This is a genomic window from Conchiformibius steedae (assembly GCF_014054725.1).
Taxonomy (GTDB): Bacteria; Pseudomonadota; Gammaproteobacteria; order Burkholderiales; family Neisseriaceae; genus Conchiformibius; species Conchiformibius steedae.
Map to the genome: position 1 here is coordinate 264516 of NZ_CP059563.1, position 20876 is coordinate 285391.

Genomic DNA, 20876 nt, shown 5'->3' on the forward strand with positions numbered 1-20876 from the left:
GGTTATGGTCGCTCTATTCCTTTTGAAATTATGAAAAAACTCTTGCTTGCTGCGTTATTGACTACTGCTCCACTCTGCCACGCCGAAAATGTTGCCCAAATCACGGGCGGAAACTATATCTTTGCCGATGCCCAAAATCAGCGGCTGATTTTTAACTTTGAACCATCTGTATTTGAGAATCGCACATGGGGTTTTGACGAGCCGAGCGACAACGCAACCACACAATTTACGGTAGCAGATATGCCCCTTAAAACTCTGCATTCGTCAGAGTTTCATGCTTATGAGCGGGTAGCTGGCGGCGGTTATGCCATAGTTGCCACTTATAACCCGAAGCAACATCGGGCAATGTTGATGCGCCCTGTCTATCGTCCCAATGTTAATGATGGCGAACGTGTACGGGTATGGCTGCCAGCAGTGGGCTGGATTGTACGGGTAGGCGGTACGGTGGCGCGCAGCGTGTTACCACCTATTATCACTAATTGTTTGGCAAGTACAAAATGTAAAACTGTTGCAGCTGTGGTTATACCTCATTTATGCGCTATCAATTATTGGGGTATAGGGCATTTTAAGGAAGGATTTTTACAAGAAATTGGCTTTCCTGAAAGTTTTTGCAAGACTGCCGAAGAAGAAGGCTACAAACCCGAACAGATAACCAACCCCCAAACAGGCAAGCAGGGCAAAACGTATGTTAAAGAGTACCCTTATGTACTCAAAGGACATTGGGGTAAAACCAGACATAGCGATTGCGAACCCGGTCATGAAAAAGAGTGCGCCCCCGAATACCGTCAAATATTGATTGGTGCGAACAGTGCTGAACACGCCCGAAGCATTGCAAATGATATGTGTAAAAAATTGGTGGGTACATCATACACAGGCATTGACCCTAACAATCATGATAACTATGGATTAACGGGTAAAGTAAAAAGTGCAGAGCTGAAAAAAGACGGAGACCTTTTAGGCTGTTCAACATTAGCAACAGATGATAACGGCGAAGATTTTATCGGACCGAGTTTTATTGTCAGGGTTTTAAGGGAAAATTATAAAGAAAAAATCCAAATGGTTGATGTTGTGAATTTGGTATCAAAAGACTTTAAGAAAAACCCCACGCCCTACATGAACGACAAAGGTCAGGTAGGCAAAGACTTACGCAAAGCAATCAAACCAAAGGCAACCATTGAAAAGAAAGACGGTACTGGTGGAACAGTAACCGCATCAAGCCCGCCTTATCTTGACCCTAAAACAGGTAAATCCGTTCAAGACAATGTACGCATTACCGCAACACCCAGTAAAAAAGGCGACTTGCCGCCGCCATCATCAGGCGGAGCAGGAAACGGAGCGGGTGGCAGCCCATCATCAGGCACAGGCGGCAGCGGTAATACAGGCATCAATAACGGCGGCGGCAGCGGAAACAGCGTAAGTGTAACCACCACACCCCGCCCCGACAAACAGTCTGAAGCTGTAACAGCAGGAAATAACAACCCCAACGGAACCAATCCCAAAGGGAGCGGCAGCAACGGACAGGGTACGGAGCAAGGCGGCAGCAGTTCGGGAGACGGAGCAGCGGGCGGTGGTGGCAAAAAAGGAGATGGCGGCGGATTGGATTGTTCAGGCGAGCATCGTAACACCCTTGCTTGCGCCCAAATGGGCGAAGTTGATACAGAGCAGTCTTTTGAAGTGCCGACCACAACCATTGATAAGAAATTTGAAGCCGACAACTTTTTACCAACCGCAGGTTACTGTCCCAATCCCAAACACGTTGTTATGTTGGGCCGCACCTACACCATTAGTTACAACTGGCTGTGCCAATTCGCCCAACAAATCCGTATGCTGATTATCGGGCTTGCCTATCTGATGGCAGCTTATATTATTTTTGCGGGCAAAAAAGACTAAACGGTTTCAACCCATGTTTATTTATGTCAGTAGCGTAACGACCTATCCCCCATCGGGATGGAGGAGGCAGAGAGAGGGGCATTTGCCTGACAGGGGCTAAATGCCCCTGTCGGGCAAGCAACGTCCAGTGTAGCTGTGGCGTAGCCTTGTAATCCATCGGTCTGTTATCGGCGTCGCTTCGGGGCATGGTTGGATAGCAACGCAGTCAGCGCAAAGTAAAGGGGGAAGCTTTGTAAAGATTGCTTGCAATCTTTACGAATACCCCCTTTACTTTGTGATGACGGAGTTGCCCAATCCATAAGCCCCGAAGCAGAGCCGATAACAGACCGATGGATTACTACAGCGGAACGGGTTTTTACCGCAACTGAAAGAAAAGGATTCAACATGAATTTTTTAATCAAAGCCTTTCAATCCTTGCTGGTTTGGGGTGTGTCAAAATTAATGTTGGCATTTGGTGTGTCTTTTGTTGCCTACAAAGGTTTGGAATTGTCGCTTAAAGCCATTAAGGGTTATGTGCAAAGCACAGTTTCAGGCATACCTGCCGATGCCTACAATCTAATGCTGATGGCAGGATTCGGACAGGCATTGGGGATTATATTTGGCGCATATGCCTTTAATGTGGCTTTAACGGCAAGTAACAAACTGGCAACAGGCGTATTGAAAAAATAAGTTTTTTGATGATTTAAGGGGCAATCATGATTATTTTGCAAACGGGCGTACCGGGCAGCGGCAAAACTGCGAGTGTGGTCGCCATGTTAATGAATGACGAAAGTTACACACATTTTACAGATAAAGACGGCGTTAAGAAGAAACGCCCTTTATTCGTAAACGGTATTAACGAATTACTTTTAGAGCACACACAATTAGACGATGAACAAATCCGCGCACAACCTTTACAGGATTTTTTGCCCTATGGCTCGCTGGTTGTCATTGACGAAGTGCAGCGGTTAATGGGTGCACGTTCACCGGCAAGCAAAGTACCGCCTTATATTGAAGCTTTAGCCACACACCGCCATCATGGTTTGGATATTATCCTGATTACGCAACATCCAAGCTTTCTTGACCCCTTTGTCCGCAAATTGGTACAGCGGCACATACATATCAGCATCAAAGCCGTTGGCAGGAAATTATACGAATGGAACGAATGTGTAGACCAGCCTGACAGCCCCGTAAATATTGCAAGAGCGATTGAACGGCAGTTCAAGTTGCCAAAACAGGCTTTTGAACAATATAAATCAGCAGAAGTTCATACAAAGCCTAAACGCAGGCTTCCCAAAAGCCTAATATTTCTGATTTTTTTATTGCCAATTTTGACGGTTTACGGATATTACACATTTTCACGTTTAAAAGATAAATATACAGGTAATGAACAAACACCGACAGAGCAGGCAGCATCAGCAGTTGTTGCAAGTGATACCGTAACCGATGCAGGGGGATTAGTTGATACACCTGCTACCACCACAGGGCAATCATTAACCGCTGAAATGTTTGCCCCAACCATACCTGAAAAGCCCGAATCCAAACCATTATATGACGGTGTGCGGCAGGTAAGAACTTTTGAGCGTATTGCTGCTTGTGTGAAAGGCGGGCAAACAGGCTGCACCTGTTACAGCGACCAAGCGACCCCACTCATAGAGATTAGCAAATCTCAATGCTTGCAGTATGTCAAAAACGGCTTGCCGTTTGACCCTTACCGTGAACCGCCGCAGGAATTACCACCGCAACAGGTAACAGAGCCGCAAACAGAAGCAGTACAAACAGGGCAACAAGTGCTAACCTTATCATCGGGCGAGCCTAAAATGCCGAAGTCGCAAGACTACCCTAAACGCTTACAGGATATCCAATGAATTACAGCACAACGGAAATGGTTAGCCGCAAACTGGCAGCAGATGCAGGGTGGGCGGGTTTGTATCTGACCGCATACGCAGGATTGGCACTCTTGGCAGCTTATTTGCTGTTCAGTTATGTAGCAAGGAAAAAACCGAAATATGAAGCAATTAGCCTTATTGTAGCGGCGACTTTGCTAACCATGCTGGCGGTTTGCGTTAAGTATTTTGTAAGGGTATGATGCGGGCTTTTTGGGGTATACTTAATGGTTACTGATATTCCGCCTTTCATTTTATATTTATGGGGTAATTTGTTTCTCATTGTGGCACTTGTAATTTTTTCATTGCCCTATCGTGAAACAAAAGCTGCATTGCAAGCACGCTCTTTTGCTTTAGTAAATGCTTTAGTAATAGCAGCGTTAATGTTTTTTGCATGTATAGATTTTTAGATGAAGCCCTAGACTTAAAGCCATTTGTATCTACAGATGGCTTTGGGATTCGGGCTTTCTCGAAACCTGAATCAGGCTGCCCAGTTCGTACACAGCCCTGAATAGTCATATTGTGGGGGAGATTGAACGGGCAGCTTTATTGGTCTAAAAGATTGAATATCATCAGAGCCGCTTTGCAGGCTGTACTATAAGGAAAATCACCTTGAATATAATCGGTTTGGACATTTCAAAAGACCATGTGGACTGTTATTTAAGGAAGAAAGACGGCAGAGAAGATTATTGCCGAATCGGTAACGATATGGCGGGATTTTTGCTCTTGCATGAAAAAATCAAACAACACCGTATCCGAAAGTTGTTGGTGTGTATGGAAGCAACGGGCATTTATTATGAGCAGTCTGCCAAGTATTTCAGCCGTTATTATAACGTGTGTGTAGTGAATCCTTTGAAAATTAAAGAACATGCCAAAAAAACGTTTGCCCGCACCAAAACGGATAAGACCGACGCTAAACTTATTGCAGATTATGCTCGCCGTTATCATGACACGTTGCATGATTACCAGCCACCCAAATCAGAGCAGTACGAATTGGGTAAACTAAATGCACTGTTAAATCAGTTGAAAAAGCAGATTCAGCAACACCGCAATCAGTTACATTCAGCAAAGGACGATTATGTTGCGAATGTGCATAGTATGCTGATTCGGGAATTGGAGCGACATATGCGGCTGACGGTAGAGCGGATTGAACATGTGATTTGTTGCTCTGATTGGCATTGTCAGTACCGCAATTTGATGACGATTCCCGGCATTGGCAAGGAAACTGCCGCAGTGCTAATTCAGCATTTGAGCAGTCGGAATTTTGCAACAGCCAATCAATTTGTGGCTTTCGCAGGTTTAAATCCGCAGATTGTCCGCTCAGGAACGAGTGTCTGCAAACCTGATAAATTAAGCAGGTTGGGACACAGGCATTTGAAACGTGCTTTGTTTATGCCCGCATTGGCTGCTGCTCGTAACGAATGCTTTAAAGGGTTTATTAAGCGTTTATTGGATAAAGGCAAAAAGAAAATGGTGGCACTGGTCGCGTTGATGCGAAAACTGGCAAAGATTGCTTACGGCATTTATAAGAACGGTAAACCATTCGATTGTAAGCTTTATCAAGCACCAGTCTGATTTTTAACATGAAAAACAAGTGCATTATTTGCACATACTTGTTAAATTACGCTTGACAGCCAACATATCATCTCCCCCATATTGCGAAACGGTTTTTTGGCAATGCCGATAACGGGATAACGCTGATTTAAGCTGTGGTACAAATGTGCGCCCAAGCCTTCTGCGCCTGCATCGTCCAAATACACAAAACCGTCAATCGCAATCTGCTCAAACGGCAGATGAACCTGCGCCAGCACTGCCAGCAAACAAGGCAGTTCGCGCAGATAAAATTTCCCTGCCTGATAGGGCGCAACATTTTCTATATCGGCATGATAATGTGCCAACTCTTTTCCCTGACCATCAAACAAGACAGCGGCGGCGCGGGCATGGTCCAGCGGTTCGCCCTCGCGGTAAAAAACATCTAATGCCAAGGTTCTCATTTTTTGTAAACCCATTGTTCAAAACCTGATTATAATCTGCTCATGTCTGATTTTGACCTATCCCATTTTTTATCTACCCTGCCCGTGCTACCGGGTGTATACCGTATGTTGGCGGCAGATGGCGCGGTGCTGTATGTTGGCAAGGCGGTAAACCTAAAACGGCGTGTATCGGGTTATTTTCACAAAAACGACCATTCCCCACGCATTGCCTTGATGCTCAAGCAAGTGGCGCAGGTGGAAATCAGCGTTACCCGCAGCGAAGCGGAAGCCCTGATTTTAGAAAATAATCTGATTAAATCCTTATCGCCCAAATACAATATTCTGTTTCGGGACGACAAATCTTATCCTTATGTCAAATTAAGCGGACACGCTTTTCCGCAGCTTGCCTATCATCGCGGCACGCCCAGCCAAGGCGACCGTTGTTTCGGACCTTACCCGAACAGCCAAGCGGTGCGCGAAAGCATGGATATTTTGCAAAAAGTATTTCGTTTGCGTACTTGTGAAGACAGCGTGTTCTCACATCGCAGCCGTCCTTGCCTGCTCGGACAAATTCAGCGTTGCCATGCGCCCTGCGTGGGCAATATTTCTCCCGCAGAATACGCGCAACAGGTAAACGCGGCAGCAGATTTTTTAGATGGGCGCACCGCTGAACTCACGCAAAACCTGCACCAAGCCATGCAACACGCTGCCGATGCCTTGGATTTTGAAACGGCGGCGCGTTACCGCGACCAAATTCAGGCATTGGGACTGTTACAAAGCCGTCAGTTTATCGACAGCCGCCGCGCCGAAAATGCCGATATTGTGGCGGTGGCAGTGGCAGATGGCGCAGTGTGTCTGCATTGGGCGGGCATACGCGGCGGACGACACATCGGCGAACGGCAGATTTTTCCCGACACCCGCCACGACCCCGCGCCCAATCCGCAAGATTACGCCGAAGCCTTTGTCGCGCAACATTATCTCGGCAAAGACCGCCCCGATACCCTAATTGGCAATTTTAATCTGCCCGACAGCCTGTTAAACGCCCTCAAACAAGACGGCGGCAAACGTTTGCATTTCGTCCGTCCCGAACGCGGCGAACGGCGCAAATGGCTGGAACGCGCCGAACACAATGCCCGCATCGCCCTTGGACAAAGACAGTCGCAACAGCATTTGCAAACGCAGCGCGTGGCAGATTTGGCGGATTTAACAGGCATAGACGGTTTGCAGCGTTTGGAATGCTTTGACATCAGCCACACCCAAGGCGAAGCCACTGTTGCTGCCTGTGTGGTGTACGACCGTTTTGCCATGCGCCCCGACCAATACCGCCGTTACACCATCCGCAGCACCGATTGCGGTGACGACTACACCGCCATGCGCGAAGCCCTTACCCGCCGTTACAGCAAACTTTTGCAAGCGCACGCCAACGGCGAAAACGCCGTGTTTCCCGATGCCGTATTGATTGACGGCGGCACAGGACAAATTAACGTCGCTTTAGACGTATGGGAAGAATTGGGTTTAAACCTGCCCCTTATTGGCATTGCCAAAGGCGTAGAACGCAAAGCAGGTTTGGAAGAACTGATTTTACCCTTTCAAAACCAACGCTTCCGCCTGCCCGACAACCGTCCTGCCCTACACCTGCTGCAAACCGTGCGCGACGAAGCCCACCGTTTTGCCATTACCGGACACCGCCAAAAGCGCGACAAAGCCCGTTTGGCATCGTCCTTGGACGACATTGCGGGCATCGGTGCCAAACGCAAAAAAGCCCTGCTTACCCGTTTTGGCAGCCTGCGCGGGGTAAGCGCGGCAGGCGTAGAAGAAATCGCCCAAACCGAAGGCATCAGCCGCGCCTTGGCAGAGAAAATTTATGCTGCATTGCACAGCCATTGAATGCAAGAGCAAAATATGGCTGATTCGCCCATAAACCACACCCAGCCAACAGGAAAAACCATCATGAAAGACGTTAGGTAAACAAACCATACCCGATGGTATCTGGGGGAAAATTAACATTCAAAATGGGATACGCACCACACCTAGCCTACTTAATACCATCACTTCCAAAGAAGAACTGATTAAACTCAGGGGTGATTCATATCAACTTTGCGAAAAAAATAATATTGATGGTTTAATATGTTTAGAAGACAGATTATCATATAAATATGCTTATATCCCACGTCTTGATTATGAAAAAAAAATTAAAAAATTTTAGTGCCATTAGTTTTTATTGCAGTAAAAACTTACCTGATTTTAACTGTAAAAGTGGGGAAATATTTTCATCGCCACCGAATAATATCAGCATATATGTTAATTTTAATAATCCAAAACATTTCTTTTATATAATGGATTATGTGGATAAACACTTTTACAATACATTAGGCATACATTTATGGCAAGCTGTACCCAAGCAGAACAAATAACTTGGCTTGCCGCCTTGTCTTATGGCGATGGGTTTTCCACCGTCCAAATTTCTCGCCCCGCACTATTGAGTTTAACCGCAATCCCCCCATATTTGCGCCAAACTGTTTTTTCTTATTACGGCACAGACTATGAGCAACCAAGATTTTTATGAAACGCTGGGCATAGCCCGCAGCGCCAGCGAAGACGACATCAAAAAAGCCTATCGCAAGCTGGCGATGAAATATCACCCCGACCGCAATCCCGACAATAAAGATGCCGAAGAAAAATTTAAAGAAATTCAAAAGGCATACGATATTTTGTCTAACCCGCAGAAAAAAGCGGCTTACGACCGTTTCGGTCATGCGGGCGTGGACCCGAACAATATGGGCGGCGGCGACGGCTTTGGTGGATTCGGTGGCTTTGGTGGCGGTGCAAGCGGATTTGATTTTGGCGATATTTTCAGCCAGATGTTTGGTGCAGGCGGCGGCGGTCGTCAGCAAAGCCATCAGGGTGCGGATTTGCAGTATCAAATTGATATTTCGCTGGAAGAAGCCGCACAGGGTCTGAAAAAACAAATCACCATTCCCACTTACGAAGAATGCGATGTCTGCCACGGCTCGGGCGCGAAACCCGGTACCAGCGCCAGCACCTGCCGCACCTGTCACGGTTCGGGTACGGTACATGTACGCCAAGCCATTTTTCAGATTCAGCAGACCTGTCCCACCTGCCACGGTTCGGGCAAAGAAATCAAAGACCCCTGCCACAAATGCCGTGGCGACGGGCGTGTGAAAGCCACCAAAACGGTAGAAGTCAATATTCCCGCAGGTATTGATGACGGACAACGCATCCGTTTAAGCGGCGAAGGCGAACCCGGTAGCAACGGTGCGCCATCGGGGGATTTGTATATTCATGTGGGCGTAAAAGAACACAAAGTGTTCCAGCGCGACCCCAATAATCCCACCGATTTGCATTGCGAACTGCCCATCAGCTTTCCTACCGCTGCTCTGGGTGGCGAAGTGGAAGTGCCTACCTTAAACGGGCGCGTAAAAATGAATATTCCCGCAGGCACGCAAAACGGCAAGCAACTGCGGGTAAAAGGCAAAGGGGTAAAACACTTGCGCAGCAGCCAAATCGGTGATTTGTATTGCCATGTGATTGTGGAAACGCCTGTTAATTTGACAGACCGTCAAAAAGAACTGTTGGCTGAATTTGACCAGATTTCTACGGGATTGGACCGCAGTCAAACGCCGCGCCAGCGCAGCTTTTTAGACCGCTTAAAAGAAATGTTTGATTAAAAACTAAAAAACGGCAGAAAATTCTGCCGTTTTTTGTTTATGCCTGTTCGTCTTCAAACAGAGCTTCTACAAAAGCCTCGGTATCAAAGGGGCGCAAATCGTCAATTTTTTCGCCCACACCGATAAAGCGCACAGGAATGCCGCGTTCTGCCAATGCCGCCAACACGCCGCCTTTTGCCGTCCCGTCCAATTTGGTGACCACCAAACCCGTTACGCCCAAGGCTTCATCAAACGCAGCCACCTGATTCACGGCGTTTTGTCCGATATTGGCATCCAATACCACCATCACTTCATGCGGGGCATCGGGAATGGCTTTTTGCAATACCCGTTTGACTTTTTTGATTTCTTCCATCAAATGCAATTGGGTGGGCAAACGTCCTGCGGTGTCTGCCAGCACAATATCAATTTTACGCGCTTTGGCAGCTTCCAAGGCATCAAAACACACGGCGGCGGAATCTGCGGACTCTTGCGAAATCACGGTAACGCCGTTGCGCCGTCCCCACTCCTGCAACTGTTCACGCGCAGCAGCGCGGAAGGTATCGCCTGCCGCCAACAGCACCGATTTGCCTTGTGCCTGAAAATATTTCGCCAGCTTGCCGATGGACGTGGTTTTGCCCGCGCCGTTAATGCCCGCCATCATAATCACAAACGGTCCTTGCCCTTCGGGAATGGCAAGGGGTTGTTCCAAAGGCGAAAGCAAATCGCGCACGGCTTCTTTTAAGGTTTGACGCAATTCGTTGCCGTCTTTTAATCCGCTTAAAGACACACGGCGGCGCACTTCGTCCATCAGTTTTTCGGTGGCTTCAATGCCCATGTCGCTGGTCAGCAGCACGGTTTCCAATTCTTCATACAAATCTTCGTCAATTTGTCCGCCGCCAAACACCGATGCCAAGGATTTTGCCATGTGGTTGCGCGATTTGCTTAAGCCTTCTTTCAAACGCGCTGCCCAACCCCCTGTTTTTTGCGGTGTCTCTTCTTCGGTAACGGTAGTTGCGGTTTCTGCTTCATTGGTTTCGGCAGATGCGGTTTCTTCTGCTGTTACGGTTTCTTCTTGGCTAACGGAACAGTCTTTCGGCTCTGCACTTTCGGCGCTTGACTCTTCCGCTGATGCGGCTTCAACTTCCGCTACAGGCGTGCTTTCCGCTGGTTCATTGGTTTTTTCTTGAAGCGATGATTGTTTGGTTTCGGGCAGCGGTGGTTCAATCGGCGGACCGTTTGCTGCTTCTTCCATCGCCAGCATTTCGGCTTCAATTTCGCCCGCATCTACGGTTTCGGTATCGGCTTGTAACAGCGGCGGAATCTGTTCTTGCATCTGCTGCTCATCGTCGGCATACAAATCCACTACGTCAATAGAAAACGCTGCCTCGCCGTTTGTTTGCTCTGATGCTGTTTGTTCCGCATCGCCGTCTTCGGTAAACTCAAAAATGGTTTCGCCCGATTCCTGCTGCATGGCTTGTACGGCGGCTTTGATGGCATCGGCATCCAACATTTCTTCCGAGGCTTCGGCAGGCGCGGCAGCGGGGGTTTCTTCCAGCATATCCACGCCGATTTCAAATTCATCTACCGCTGCTTCCGTACGCGCTGCTGTAAGCTCTTCATCTACCACATCCACAGCCTGTGCAAACGGTGCGTCTTCTGCTTCGCTTGGAGTTTCGTTGGTCGGCACAGGCACTTCAACCAGCGTTTCTTCCACAACAGGCTCGGTATCGGCAGACGGTATTGCTGCGCTTTCTTCCTGCAAATCCAAATCAACATTGACAATTTCGGCATCATTGGCAGATTCGGGCGGGTGTTCTGCCCGCACATCGTCCCCCCCATCCACCTCAATTTCGCCAGTGCTTGGGGTATCTGCTGCTGCAGGTGCACCGACAGGCTCTGCAGACGGTGTTGTCGGTGTTGCTGCTTCATTGGCGGTGTTGCCGTTATCAGGCAGACGGGCGGTGGCGGAATCGGTTGGGCTGTCGGATAAAACGGCAGCAGTATCGGTGGTTTCGGCGGCGGTTTGGCTGTCCGAACGGGTTTCTTCTGCCGTTTCAGGCACAGCTTCGGCGGGCTTTGCGCCCACATCCACCTCAAACGAATCCACCGTTACCGGCTCTTGCGGTTCGGAAGCAGCGGTTTGGGCGGGCTGGGATTCGGGCGGCACGGCTTTTTCAGCCTGTTCGGTGCTTTTGCCGAAACCGAAAAGACGTTTAAAAAAACTGGACATGGCGGTTTTCTTTATTAAATCTGTCAAGTGGGGAACAATAGCAGGCTATTGTAGCCTAACACATGCAATCCGAAAACGGTTTTGTCGGCAAATCACGGTAAATGTTGGCATTCTGCCGCTGCAAACCAAACTGCCCGTTCTGCCTGCACACGCACACGGCAGCCATCGGCAGGCGCCGTTTCGCCCGTGTGCAAACACGCCAATTCGCCCCAATGCGGATGCTTCACACGCACGCGCCAGCCGTCTGCATCGCGGTAACACGACAACAATTCGCACACTTCGCCATCTTCATGCAACGCCATCGCCTGCTGCGGAATATAAAACCGCTCATTGACATTGGCACAACCCAGCAAACGCGCCACCTGCGCCGATTGCGGACGCGCCAGCAACTGCTCGGGTGTACCGCATTGCAACAAACGCCCACCGTCCAATACCGCAATTTTGCCTGCCAACAAACACGCTTCTTCAGGGTCGTGCGTTACCAGCAGCGCAGGTAAATCATAACGGCGCACCAATTGCGCGGTTTGGCTGCGGATGCGTTGGCGCAAAGCACTGTCTAATGCCGAAAAAGGCTCGTCCAACAGCAATACCGCAGGTTCTGCCAACAAAGCCCGTGCCAAAGCGGTGCGCTGCTGTTCCCCACCCGACAGCGATTGCACCTGCCGCCGCGCCAAATCCACCAAACCCACTTCTGCCAACACCGCTTCGGCACGTCGTCGCGCTTCGTGTTTGCCCATACCGCGCAAACGCAGCGGCAAAGCTGCATTGTCGCGCACATCCAAATGCGGCAGCAGGGCAAAATCCTGAAACATCATCGCCACACGCCTGTTTTCGGGCGCGATGCCGTTTAATACCGCACCGTTTAAACACACTTCGCCGCTGTCGGGCAACACCAAACCCGCCACCATATTCAGCAAAGTGGATTTACCGCTGCCGCTTGCGCCCAATACCGCCGTAATTTCCCCCGCAGCCGCCGTAAACGAGATATTTTCCGCCACTATTCTGCTGCCAAAACGTTTACAGATTTGCCGTAATTCAAGCATGATTCCCATCCCTTTGTTCAAAAAAACCGCTTGCACGCCAAAGCGCAAGCGGTTAAACCTCAAAACCGTTTCTTAACGGTGATAATTCGGGGCTTCTTTGGTAATCTGCACATCGTGAACGTGCGATTCGCTCATGCCCGCAGCCGTGATTTCCACAAATTCGGCTTTTTCGTGCATTTCCGCAATGCTGGCACAGCCCAAATAGCCCATGCTGGAACGCAAACCACCCGTTAATTGATGGATAATCTTCACAATCGGACCTTTATAAGGCACACGTCCTTCAATGCCTTCAGGCACATATTTATCCGCGCTTTCCTGCTTGTCTTGGAAATAACGGTCGTTTGAACCTTGGCTCATCGCACCCAGTGAACCCATGCCGCGATAAGACTTATAAGAACGTCCTTGATACAGCTCGATTTCGCCGGGGGCTTCGTCCGTACCCGCAAACATTCCGCCCAACATCACACAATGCGCCCCCGCCGCCAATGCCTTGGCAACATCGCCCGAAAAACGGATACCGCCATCGGCAATCACCGACACGCCCGTGCCTTTCAAAGCTTCCGACACATTATGCACCGCCGTTAATTGCGGTACGCCCACACCCGCCACAATGCGCGTGGTACAAATTGACCCCGGACCAATACCCACTTTAACCGCATCCGCGCCCGCAGCAGCCAAATCACGCGCCGCAGCAGCCGTAGCAATATTGCCACCGATGACCTGCACTTCGGGGAAATGCTCTTTAATCCAGCGCACACGGTCAATCACACCTTGGCTGTGTCCGTGCGCCGTATCCACCACAATCACATCCACGCCCGCAGCAACAAGGGCGCGAACACGCTCTTCGGTATCCGCACCCGTACCCACCGCCGCGCCCACGCGCAAACGACCTTCGCCATCTTTATTGGCATTGGGGAACTCAGTATTTTTGATAATGTCTTTTACCGTAATCAAACCGCGCAATTCGTCCTGCGCGTTCAGCACCAGCACCCGTTCCACTTTGTGTTTGTGCATCAGCTCACGCGCTTCCTCAATAGACGTGCCTTCAGGCACGCTCACCAAACGCTCACGCGGGGTCATAATCGCCGATACGGGCAAATCGTGGCGGTTTTCAAAACGCAAATCGCGGTTGGTTACAATACCAATCACTTTACCGTTTTCCACCACGGGCAAACCCGACATTTTGCGTTTGCGCTGGGCGCGTTCTGCCAGCAAATCGCCGATTTTTTTATCGGGCGACACGGTAACGGGGTCTTTTACAATCCCGCTTTCGTGGCGTTTTACCTTACGCACAGCGGTTGCCTGCTGTTCGGGGGTCATGTTTTTATGGATAATGCCAATACCACCTTCTTGTGCCATAGAAATCGCCAGACGCGCTTCGGTAACGGTGTCCATCGCAGCCGAAAGCAAAGGCAGGTTTAAGGTAATGGAACGAGTGAGCGGCGTTTGCAGAGAAACATCGCGGGGAAGGATTTTAGAATGGGCGGGAACCAGCAATACGTCGTCAAACGTATAGGCTTTTTCAACAACTCTCATGATGCATTTACCTAAAGTCTGTTTGGAAAATGCACGGTATTGTAGCATAAAATGCCCGCTTTTGCGCCTACACGGGCATACATCATGACAAAGCCCGCATGATGGGTTAGAATAAAAAGATTTAATCCAACAATCAACAATAAGGAATTTATGATGAAAAAATCCGTACTGATTGCTTTACTGGCAGGATTGTCTGCCACTGCCACCGCCGCTGCTCCCGTGTTCAACTGGAAAGAAGGCAACGGCGTAACCAAATATTCCGACACCCCTCGCGGTTTGAAATTGGGCAAATCCAATGTGATGAACGTGCGCACCCAAACCGTTGTACCCCAAAGCAGCGCACGTCCCGCCGTTCCCGAATCGCTGGCAGACCGTCAGGCACAATTAAGCCAAGAAATCGCCATGCGTAACCGCCAAATTGAAGAATCCAATGCCAAAGCCTTGGAACACAATCAAAAAGTGGAACAATGTAACAACGCCCGCAGCAGCCGCCGTCTGGCAGAAAACGCCCGCAACCGCGACCAGCTGATTCAAAAATACGATGAGGAAATTTCCCGCTTCTGCAACTAAACGCTTGCCACTTGGCAAAAAAATCGGGATAATATACCGTTTTACTTGAAGCGCAGGCACAACCCCTGCGCCCGTTTAAGGACTCCCACAATGAAAAAAGACACTCACCCCGACTACCACGCCGTTAATGTAAGCTGCTCTTGCGGTAACAAATTTACCACTTCTTCAGTAATGGCAAAAACCGACTTTACCATCGAGGTTTGCTCCGAATGCCACCCGTTCTACACTGGTAAGCAAAAAATCGTAGATACTGCAGGTCGTGTGGACAAATTCAACCAAAAATACGGCAATATGTTCAAACGCGCCACATCATAATTTACTAAACCGCTTGAAAAAGATTTTCAAGCGGTTTTTTTACAACAAAAAATCGGAATTTTTACAAATTCCGATTTTTCTATGCCTTAATTATTCGGCAGCTTCAGCAGCAGGTGCGTTTTTCTCTACCAGCTCCACCAATGCCAAAGGCGCATTGTCGCCTTTGCGGAAGCCGTATTTCAAAATACGCACATAGCCGCCGTTGCGGTTGGCAAAACGTCCACCCAAATCGTCAAACAGCTTTACCACCACATCACGGTCGCGGGTGCGGTCAAACGCCAAACGGCGGTTGGCCAAAGACGGTTTTTTACCCAAGGTAATCAAGGGCTCAACCACACGACGCAACTCTTTGGCTTTAGGCAAAGTAGTAACAATGGTTTCATGAGTGAGCAAAGAATTTGCCATATTACGCAACATGGCAGCACGGTGGCTGCTGGTGCGGTTCAGTTTACGGTTACCATTACGATGACGCATGTCATTATCCTTTAATCTTCAAACGCTTACGGCTTTTCCAAACCAGCGGGCGGCCATGCTTCCAGCTTCGAACCCAGTGTCAAACCTTTTGATGCCAACACTTCTTTGATTTCGTTCAAAGACTTGCGACCCAAATTCGGGGTTTTCAACAACTCGGTTTCGGTACGCTGAATCAAATCGCCGATGTAATAAATGTCTTCGGCTTTCAGGCAGTTTGCCGAACGCACCGTCAGTTCCAAATCATCAACGGGACGCAGCAGCACAGGGTCAATCGGCGGTGCTTTTTCTTCTTCCACCTCAACTGGTGTGCCTTGCAAATCGGCAAAAATCGACATTTGGTCAATCAAAATCCGTGCTGCCGTGCGGACGGCTTCTTCGGGGTCAATCGCACCATTGGTTTCAATGTCGAGAATCAGGCTGTCCAAGTCGGTACGCTGTTCCACACGCGCTGCTTCTACATCAAAGCTCACACGGCTGATGGGCGAAAAGCTCGCATCCAATTGAATAGCACCGATTTTGGTGTGATCCTTACCTTGGCGGCGACCGGAAACGGGCTGATAACCACGTCCTTGTTCCACCTTGATTTCCATGGCAATGCTGCCTTTATCCGCCAAATGGCAGATAACGTGGTCGGGATTGATGATTTCCACATCGTGCGGCAGCTCGATGTCGCCTGCACGCACCACGCCCGCGCCCGATTTGTTCAGGCTCACGGTAACATCAGTGCGCCCGTGCAAGCGGAAAACCACGCCCTTGATGTTCAGAAGGATGTCAACCACATCCTCCTGAACGCCTTCCAAAGTGGAATATTCGTGCAAAACGCCGTCAATGTTCACTTCGGTCGGGGCAAAGCCGTTCATAGATGACAGTAAGATACGACGCAAAGCATTACCTAAAGTATGACCGAAACCGCGCTCAAAAGGCTGCATGGACACTTTGGCACGGGTAGCGGACAAAGTATCCACGTCAATCTGACGGGGTTTCAAAAATTCGGAAGTGCTGTTTTGCATTTAACTGTCCCTCACTTCGCCGGCATTATTTAGAGTAGAACTCTACCACCAGCTGTTCATTAATATCGCTGTACAACTCAGCGCGGTCGGGCATATTTTTGAATACGCCTTCCATTTTCGCCGCATCCACGCTTACCCAGCCCGGAAAGCCGATTTGACCGGCCAAGCCCAAGGCTTCTTGGATACGGACTTGTTTTTTCGCTTTTTCGCGCACGGCTACCACATCACCCGCTTTCACTTGGAAAGAAGGGATATTCACTACCTGACCGTTTACAACAATCGCTTTGTGCGACACCAATTGGCGTGCTTCGGCGCGGGTAGAGGCAAAGCCCATGCGGTAAACCACATTGTCCAAGCGCGACTCCAGCAATTGCAGCAGCAATTCGCCGGTTGAGCCTTTACGGCGGTCGGCTTCGGCAAAATAACGGCGGAACTGACGTTCCAACACGCCGTAAATACGGCGGATTTTTTGTTTTTCGCGCAATTGCAGACCATAATCTGACAAACGCGGTTTTTTCGCGCCATGCTGACCGGGCGCAGATGCCATTTTGCACTTGGAATCCAAAGAGCGGCGTGCGCTTTTCAGATATAAATCAGTACCTTCACGGCGGGACAGTTTACATTTCGGTCCAATATAACGTGCCATTCTCAATCACTCCTTAAATACGACGTTTTTTCGGCGGACGGCAGCCGTTGTGCGGCAGCGGGGTAACGTCGGTAATGCTGGTGATTTTGAAACCCAGCGCATTGAGCGCGCGCACGGAAGACTCACGACCCGGACCCGGACCTTTAATGCGTACTTCGAGGTTTTTCACGCCATATTCTTGGGCAACTTTACCAGCTGCTTCTGCCGCAACCTGTGCAGCAAACGGTGTACTTTTACGCGAACCTTTAAAACCGGCGCCGCCAGAGGTAGCCCAAGACAACGCATTGCCTTGACGGTCGGTAATGGTAATGATGGTATTGTTAAACGAAGCATGAACATGCACAATACCTTCACTCACGGTTTTGCGTACTTTTTTGCGTACACGTGAGGCTGTGTTTGCTTTAGCCATCAATTAATCCTTCAAAAATTATTTTTTACCGGCAATCGCTTTGCGCGGACCTTTACGGGTACGGGCATTGGTACGGGTGCGCTGACCACGGCAAGGCAATCCGCGACGGTGGCGGAAGCCGCGATAGCAGCCCATATCAATCAAGCGTTTGATGTTCATCGTTACTTCACGACGCAAATCGCCTTCCACTTCATATTTGGCAACTTGTTCGCGCAAAGCTTCTAATTGTGACTCGTCCAAATCTTTGACTTTGGTGCTGCCGACAACGCCTGCAGCTTCACAAATATTTTTCGCACGGGTCGAGCCGATACCGTAAATGGCTTGCAAGCCAATAACGATATGGGCATTGTTGGGGATATTTACCCCTGCAATACGGGCCATATTTTTTCCTTAAGGGCAAAAAGTGCGCACTATATCACAAAATCAGAGCAATATCAGCCTTGACGTTGTTTGTGGCGCGGGTCGGTACAAATGACGCGGACTGTACGGTTACGGCGGATAACTTTGCAGTTGCGGCAAATGGGTTTTACGGAGGGTTGTACTCGCATAACATTTTCCTTCTACGGGATTAGCGGGCACGGAACACAATGCGTGCCCGTGACAAATCATAAGGGGTCAGCTCCACGGTAACCTTGTCGCCGGGGGAAATACGGATATAGTGCATCCGCATTTTGCCAGAAATATGTCCCAGCACGACATGTCCGTTTTCCAACTGGACTTTAAATGTTGCATTGGGCAGAGTTTCCAGAATCTCGCCCTGCATTTGTATGGTATCTTCTTTAGCCATAATTATTTACGCAATGATTTTACATCGGGGCGCCGAATCAGGTCGTCATATTGCTGGCTCATGCGGTAGGATGCCAATTGGTTGTTGAAATCCATGGTTACCACCACCAAAATCAGCAGCGACGTGCCGCCCAAATAAAACGGAATGCCCAAACCTGTGGTTAAAAACTCGGGAATCAGACACACCACGGTAATATACAGCGCACCGTAGAATGTCAGTCGCAGAACCACTTTTTCCAAATAACGCGAGGTTTGCTCGCCTGGGCGGATGCTGGGCACAAACGCACCGCTTTTTTTCAGGTTTTCCGCCATTTCTTTGGGACTGAACGCCAATGCGGTATAAAAATAGCAGAAAAAGATGATGCTGGCTGCAAACAAAATAATGTATGCGGGCTGACCGTGTTGCAAAAATCCTGCCACGCGGTTTAACCAACCTGTCGGGTCGCTGCTGCCGAACCAGCCGGCAAACATTCCGGGGAACATGATGATACTGGACGCAAAAATCGGCGGAATCACGCCTGCCATATTCAGCTTGAACGGCATGTGGTTGCCTTGTCCCGACATCACTTGGCGTTTGGCATAATGCACGGGTACTTTACGCAGTGCGCTTTCAAAAAATACCACGCCGTAAGTCAGCAACAATGCACCCGTTACCACGCCCACGGCAGTAATCGCGCTGATTGCACCTTCGGAAGTCAATTGCCACAGCTGGATAATACCTGACGGAATACCCGCCACAATCCCCGCTGTAATCAGCAGTGAAATACCGTTGCCGATGCCGCGCTCGGTAATTTGTTCGCCCAACCACATCAAAAACATGGTTCCACCTACCAAACAGGTAATGGTGGACAGGAAAAATTCAAATTGACCGATTACCACCACATTTTGGCTGTACACAAAATTGGCGACACCGAAACTCTGCAGCGTTGCCAGCAGCACCGTACCCATACGGGTGTATTTGGTGATGGTTTTACGCCCGGCATCGCCTTCCTTCTTCAATGCCTTAAGCGAAGGCACAATTTCTGCCGCCAACTGCATCACAATCGAGGCGGAAATATACGGCATAATGCCAATGGCAAATACGCTGAAGCGTTCAAGCGAACCGCCTGAAAACATATTCAGCATACCGAAAATGCCTTGACCGCTGCCGTTTGACAGTTTTTCCGCCAAACTGGCAGCGTCCACACCGGGCACGGGAACGTGTGCACCGATGCGGAACACAATCAGCGCCCCAAGCAAAAACATCAGACGTTTGCGCAAATCTGGATTACTCAACAGACCGGCTGCCGATGAAGAAGGTTGCTTAGCCACTATCGGACGCCTTATTCTTCTACCTTGCCGCCGGCAGCTTCAATGGCGGCTTTCGCGCCTTTGGTCGCTTTAATGCCTTTAAGTGTAACGGCTTTGGTCAGTTCGCCAGAAGCAATAATTTTCACGTTTTGGGCATCTGCGGCTACCAAACCGGCCTGCTTCAGCACCAATACGTCAATTTCATTCACGGCAACCGCATTCAAAGCAGACAAACGCACTTCGGCATTGAAAGCAGCAGTCAAAGATTTAAAACCGCGTTTGGGCAAACGGCGTTGCAAAGGCATTTGACCGCCTTCAAAACCCACTTTGTGGAAACCGCCTGCACGGCTTTTTTGACCTTTATGACCGCGACCACCAGTTTTACCCAAGCCGCTGCCGATACCGCGACCAACGCGGCGGGGGGCGTGTTTCGCACCTTCGGCAGGCTGAATCGTATTCAAAAACATGACTAAGCCTCCACTTTCAGCAGGTAGCTGATTTTGTTAATCATACCGCGGTTTTGCGGGGTATCCAACACCTCAACGGTGTGCTGGCGGCGGCGCAAGCCCAAGCCACGGGCACAAGCACGGTGCGACTCAATCGTACCAATCAAGCTGCGTACCAGTGTTACTTTGATTTTCTTTTGCTCACTCATGGTTTGCTCCGAAAATTTCTTCAACCGTCAAACCGCGTTTGGCAGCGATTTCGGCAGGCGTGTACAACTTAGACAAACCGTCCAAAGTAGCACGCACGATGTTGTAAGGGTTGGTTGAACCGTGTACTTTGGCAGAAATATTGTGTACGCCCAAAGCATCAAATACCAAACGCATCGGACCACCTGCTTTTACACCACTACCTTCTTTGGCAGGCTGCATAAATACGCGGGTTGCACCGTGTTTACCAATCACTTCGTGATGAATCGTACCGTTTTTCAAAGGTACTTTAATCATCGAACGGCGGGCTTGATCCATGGCTTTTTGTACGGCAACAGGCACTTCGCGGGATTTACCCTTGCCCATACCGATACGACCATCACCATCACCCACTACGGTCAAAGCGGAAAACGCCATAATGCGACCGCCTTTAACCACTTTGGTTACGCGGTTTACGGCAACCATTTTTTCAATCAGGCCGTCGCCGCGTTCTTCTGTTTCATGTTTTGCCATTTTGG

General features: G+C 49.4%; 25 protein-coding genes. 10 read left to right on the forward strand and 15 right to left on the reverse strand.

Going from position 1 to position 20876, the window contains the following annotated elements; translation table 11 throughout:
* Positions 1-30: 30 nt before the first annotated feature.
* The 6 genes from H3L98_RS01645 to H3L98_RS01665 all read left to right on the forward strand — a co-directional run bounded on the left by H3L98_RS01645 (position 31) and on the right by H3L98_RS01665 (position 5330).
* Entirely contained in the window at positions 31-1890 is a 1860-nt protein-coding gene (locus H3L98_RS01645; RefSeq protein ID WP_027022340.1) for an IgG-binding virulence factor TspB family protein, read from the forward strand.
* A 384-nt stretch (positions 1891-2274) separates the two neighbouring features.
* Positions 2275-2559, forward strand: a complete 285-nt coding sequence (locus tag H3L98_RS01650; protein ID WP_027022341.1) for a DUF2523 domain-containing protein — start codon at positions 2275-2277, stop codon at positions 2557-2559.
* A gap of 26 nt (positions 2560-2585) precedes the next feature.
* On the forward strand, positions 2586-3737 hold the full coding sequence (locus tag H3L98_RS01655; RefSeq protein ID WP_051532115.1) for a zonular occludens toxin family protein: 1152 nt from the start codon (positions 2586-2588) through the stop codon (positions 3735-3737).
* Entirely contained in the window at positions 3734-3958 is a 225-nt protein-coding gene (locus H3L98_RS01660; protein WP_027022342.1) for a hypothetical protein, read from the forward strand. Before H3L98_RS01655 ends, H3L98_RS01660 begins: the two co-directional genes overlap by 4 nt.
* A gap of 24 nt (positions 3959-3982) precedes the next feature.
* Complete coding sequence (locus H3L98_RS10805) at positions 3983-4165, forward strand: hypothetical protein (protein ID WP_027022343.1); 183 nt, start codon at positions 3983-3985, stop codon at positions 4163-4165.
* Positions 4166-4367: 202 nt separating this feature from the next.
* Positions 4368-5330: an IS110 family RNA-guided transposase gene (locus tag H3L98_RS01665; protein ID WP_027022344.1), complete on the forward strand. Its 963-nt coding sequence runs from the start codon at positions 4368-4370 to the stop codon at positions 5328-5330.
* 41 nt (positions 5331-5371) lie between these two features.
* Here H3L98_RS01665 and H3L98_RS01670 read toward each other — a convergent pair whose 3' ends face one another.
* Positions 5372-5764 carry an endonuclease V gene (locus H3L98_RS01670; RefSeq protein WP_051532116.1) on the reverse strand — a complete coding sequence of 131 codons (393 nt, stop codon included), beginning with the start codon at positions 5762-5764 and terminating at the stop codon, positions 5372-5374.
* Between the two features lie 27 nt (positions 5765-5791).
* Here H3L98_RS01670 and uvrC point away from each other — a divergent pair, with 27 nt between their 5' ends.
* Both uvrC and dnaJ read left to right on the forward strand, forming a co-directional pair.
* On the forward strand, positions 5792-7615 hold the full coding sequence (gene uvrC / locus H3L98_RS01675) for an excinuclease ABC subunit UvrC (protein WP_027022345.1): 1824 nt from the start codon (positions 5792-5794) through the stop codon (positions 7613-7615).
* Between the two features lie 656 nt (positions 7616-8271).
* Entirely contained in the window at positions 8272-9417 is a 1146-nt protein-coding gene (dnaJ, locus tag H3L98_RS01680) for a molecular chaperone DnaJ (protein ID WP_027022347.1), read from the forward strand.
* Positions 9418-9454: 37 nt separating this feature from the next.
* Here the strand turns inward: dnaJ and ftsY are convergent, their stop codons facing one another.
* From ftsY to guaB, 3 genes are all read right to left on the reverse strand, one after another.
* Positions 9455-10954, reverse strand: a complete 1500-nt coding sequence (gene ftsY / locus H3L98_RS01685; RefSeq protein ID WP_420838888.1) for a signal recognition particle-docking protein FtsY — start codon at positions 10952-10954, stop codon at positions 9455-9457.
* Between the two features lie 764 nt (positions 10955-11718).
* Entirely contained in the window at positions 11719-12669 is a 951-nt protein-coding gene (locus H3L98_RS01690; RefSeq protein WP_027022349.1) for an ABC transporter ATP-binding protein, read from the reverse strand.
* A 72-nt stretch (positions 12670-12741) separates the two neighbouring features.
* On the reverse strand, positions 12742-14205 hold the full coding sequence (gene guaB, locus H3L98_RS01695) for an IMP dehydrogenase (protein ID WP_027022350.1): 1464 nt from the start codon (positions 14203-14205) through the stop codon (positions 12742-12744).
* Between the two features lie 150 nt (positions 14206-14355).
* Between guaB and H3L98_RS01700 the strand changes: the two genes are divergently transcribed.
* Together H3L98_RS01700 and rpmE are read left to right on the forward strand one after the other, a co-directional pair.
* Positions 14356-14775: a DUF4124 domain-containing protein gene (locus H3L98_RS01700; protein WP_051532117.1), complete on the forward strand. Its 420-nt coding sequence runs from the start codon at positions 14356-14358 to the stop codon at positions 14773-14775.
* Between the two features lie 90 nt (positions 14776-14865).
* On the forward strand, positions 14866-15090 hold the full coding sequence (gene rpmE / locus H3L98_RS01705) for a 50S ribosomal protein L31 (protein ID WP_027022352.1): 225 nt from the start codon (positions 14866-14868) through the stop codon (positions 15088-15090).
* A 90-nt stretch (positions 15091-15180) separates the two neighbouring features.
* Here rpmE and rplQ read toward each other — a convergent pair whose 3' ends face one another.
* From rplQ to rpsE, 11 genes are read right to left on the reverse strand one after another with little or no spacing between them, the layout of a single operon-like run.
* On the reverse strand, positions 15181-15564 hold the full coding sequence (rplQ, locus tag H3L98_RS01710; protein WP_027022353.1) for a 50S ribosomal protein L17: 384 nt from the start codon (positions 15562-15564) through the stop codon (positions 15181-15183).
* A 26-nt stretch (positions 15565-15590) separates the two neighbouring features.
* Positions 15591-16574, reverse strand: a complete 984-nt coding sequence (locus H3L98_RS01715; protein WP_027022354.1) for a DNA-directed RNA polymerase subunit alpha — start codon at positions 16572-16574, stop codon at positions 15591-15593.
* Positions 16575-16599: 25 nt separating this feature from the next.
* The gene (gene rpsD, locus H3L98_RS01720; protein ID WP_027022355.1) at positions 16600-17220 is read right to left on the reverse strand and encodes a 30S ribosomal protein S4; all 621 of its coding nucleotides are present in this window, start codon (positions 17218-17220) and stop codon (positions 16600-16602) included.
* 13 nt (positions 17221-17233) lie between these two features.
* Positions 17234-17629, reverse strand: coding sequence for a 30S ribosomal protein S11 (rpsK, locus tag H3L98_RS01725; protein ID WP_002216249.1), 396 nt, complete (start codon positions 17627-17629; stop codon positions 17234-17236).
* An 18-nt stretch (positions 17630-17647) separates the two neighbouring features.
* Complete coding sequence (rpsM, locus tag H3L98_RS01730; RefSeq protein WP_027022356.1) at positions 17648-18010, reverse strand: 30S ribosomal protein S13; 363 nt, start codon at positions 18008-18010, stop codon at positions 17648-17650.
* 53 nt (positions 18011-18063) lie between these two features.
* The gene (gene rpmJ, locus H3L98_RS01735; RefSeq protein ID WP_084481903.1) at positions 18064-18177 is read right to left on the reverse strand and encodes a 50S ribosomal protein L36; all 114 of its coding nucleotides are present in this window, start codon (positions 18175-18177) and stop codon (positions 18064-18066) included.
* A gap of 20 nt (positions 18178-18197) precedes the next feature.
* Positions 18198-18416: a translation initiation factor IF-1 gene (gene infA / locus H3L98_RS01740; RefSeq protein WP_027009605.1), complete on the reverse strand. Its 219-nt coding sequence runs from the start codon at positions 18414-18416 to the stop codon at positions 18198-18200.
* A 2-nt stretch (positions 18417-18418) separates the two neighbouring features.
* Positions 18419-19726: a preprotein translocase subunit SecY gene (gene secY / locus H3L98_RS01745; RefSeq protein ID WP_027022357.1), complete on the reverse strand. Its 1308-nt coding sequence runs from the start codon at positions 19724-19726 to the stop codon at positions 18419-18421.
* An 11-nt stretch (positions 19727-19737) separates the two neighbouring features.
* Entirely contained in the window at positions 19738-20172 is a 435-nt protein-coding gene (gene rplO, locus H3L98_RS01750; RefSeq protein ID WP_027022358.1) for a 50S ribosomal protein L15, read from the reverse strand.
* Positions 20173-20174: 2 nt separating this feature from the next.
* Positions 20175-20360, reverse strand: a complete 186-nt coding sequence (gene rpmD, locus H3L98_RS01755; protein ID WP_027022359.1) for a 50S ribosomal protein L30 — start codon at positions 20358-20360, stop codon at positions 20175-20177.
* Entirely contained in the window at positions 20353-20871 is a 519-nt protein-coding gene (gene rpsE, locus H3L98_RS01760; RefSeq protein ID WP_027009601.1) for a 30S ribosomal protein S5, read from the reverse strand. Before rpsE ends, rpmD begins: the two co-directional genes overlap by 8 nt.
* Positions 20872-20876: the final 5 nt, after the last annotated feature.

What these genes read in the sequence shown, in the direction of transcription:
- H3L98_RS01645 (WP_027022340.1), top strand. Translation starts at nt 31, where the DNA reads ATGAAAAAACTCTTGCTTGCTGCGTTATTGACTACTGCTCCACTCTGC.
- H3L98_RS01650 (WP_027022341.1), top strand. Translation starts at nt 2,275, where the DNA reads ATGAATTTTTTAATCAAAGCCTTTCAATCCTTGCTGGTTTGGGGTGTG.
- H3L98_RS01655 (WP_051532115.1), top strand. Translation starts at nt 2,586, where the DNA reads ATGATTATTTTGCAAACGGGCGTACCGGGCAGCGGCAAAACTGCGAGT.
- H3L98_RS01660 (WP_027022342.1), top strand. Translation starts at nt 3,734, where the DNA reads ATGAATTACAGCACAACGGAAATGGTTAGCCGCAAACTGGCAGCAGAT.
- H3L98_RS10805 (WP_027022343.1), top strand. Translation starts at nt 3,983, where the DNA reads ATGGTTACTGATATTCCGCCTTTCATTTTATATTTATGGGGTAATTTG.
- H3L98_RS01670 (WP_051532116.1), bottom strand. Translation starts at nt 5,764, where the DNA reads ATGGGTTTACAAAAAATGAGAACCTTGGCATTAGATGTTTTTTACCGC.
- uvrC (WP_027022345.1), top strand. Translation starts at nt 5,792, where the DNA reads ATGTCTGATTTTGACCTATCCCATTTTTTATCTACCCTGCCCGTGCTA.
- dnaJ (WP_027022347.1), top strand. Translation starts at nt 8,272, where the DNA reads ATGAGCAACCAAGATTTTTATGAAACGCTGGGCATAGCCCGCAGCGCC.
- ftsY (WP_420838888.1), bottom strand. Translation starts at nt 10,954, where the DNA reads ATGCTGGAAGAAACCCCCGCTGCCGCGCCTGCCGAAGCCTCGGAAGAA.
- H3L98_RS01690 (WP_027022349.1), bottom strand. Translation starts at nt 12,669, where the DNA reads ATGCTTGAATTACGGCAAATCTGTAAACGTTTTGGCAGCAGAATAGTG.
- guaB (WP_027022350.1), bottom strand. Translation starts at nt 14,205, where the DNA reads ATGAGAGTTGTTGAAAAAGCCTATACGTTTGACGACGTATTGCTGGTT.
- H3L98_RS01700 (WP_051532117.1), top strand. Translation starts at nt 14,356, where the DNA reads ATGATGAAAAAATCCGTACTGATTGCTTTACTGGCAGGATTGTCTGCC.
- rpmE (WP_027022352.1), top strand. Translation starts at nt 14,866, where the DNA reads ATGAAAAAAGACACTCACCCCGACTACCACGCCGTTAATGTAAGCTGC.
- rplQ (WP_027022353.1), bottom strand. Translation starts at nt 15,564, where the DNA reads ATGCGTCATCGTAATGGTAACCGTAAACTGAACCGCACCAGCAGCCAC.
- H3L98_RS01715 (WP_027022354.1), bottom strand. Translation starts at nt 16,574, where the DNA reads ATGCAAAACAGCACTTCCGAATTTTTGAAACCCCGTCAGATTGACGTG.
- rpsD (WP_027022355.1), bottom strand. Translation starts at nt 17,220, where the DNA reads ATGGCACGTTATATTGGACCGAAATGTAAACTGTCCCGCCGTGAAGGT.
- rpsK (WP_002216249.1), bottom strand. Translation starts at nt 17,629, where the DNA reads ATGGCTAAAGCAAACACAGCCTCACGTGTACGCAAAAAAGTACGCAAA.
- rpsM (WP_027022356.1), bottom strand. Translation starts at nt 18,010, where the DNA reads ATGGCCCGTATTGCAGGGGTAAATATCCCCAACAATGCCCATATCGTT.
- rpmJ (WP_084481903.1), bottom strand. Translation starts at nt 18,177, where the DNA reads ATGCGAGTACAACCCTCCGTAAAACCCATTTGCCGCAACTGCAAAGTT.
- infA (WP_027009605.1), bottom strand. Translation starts at nt 18,416, where the DNA reads ATGGCTAAAGAAGATACCATACAAATGCAGGGCGAGATTCTGGAAACT.
- rplO (WP_027022358.1), bottom strand. Translation starts at nt 20,172, where the DNA reads ATGTTTTTGAATACGATTCAGCCTGCCGAAGGTGCGAAACACGCCCCC.
- rpmD (WP_027022359.1), bottom strand. Translation starts at nt 20,360, where the DNA reads ATGAGTGAGCAAAAGAAAATCAAAGTAACACTGGTACGCAGCTTGATT.
- rpsE (WP_027009601.1), bottom strand. Translation starts at nt 20,871, where the DNA reads ATGGCAAAACATGAAACAGAAGAACGCGGCGACGGCCTGATTGAAAAA.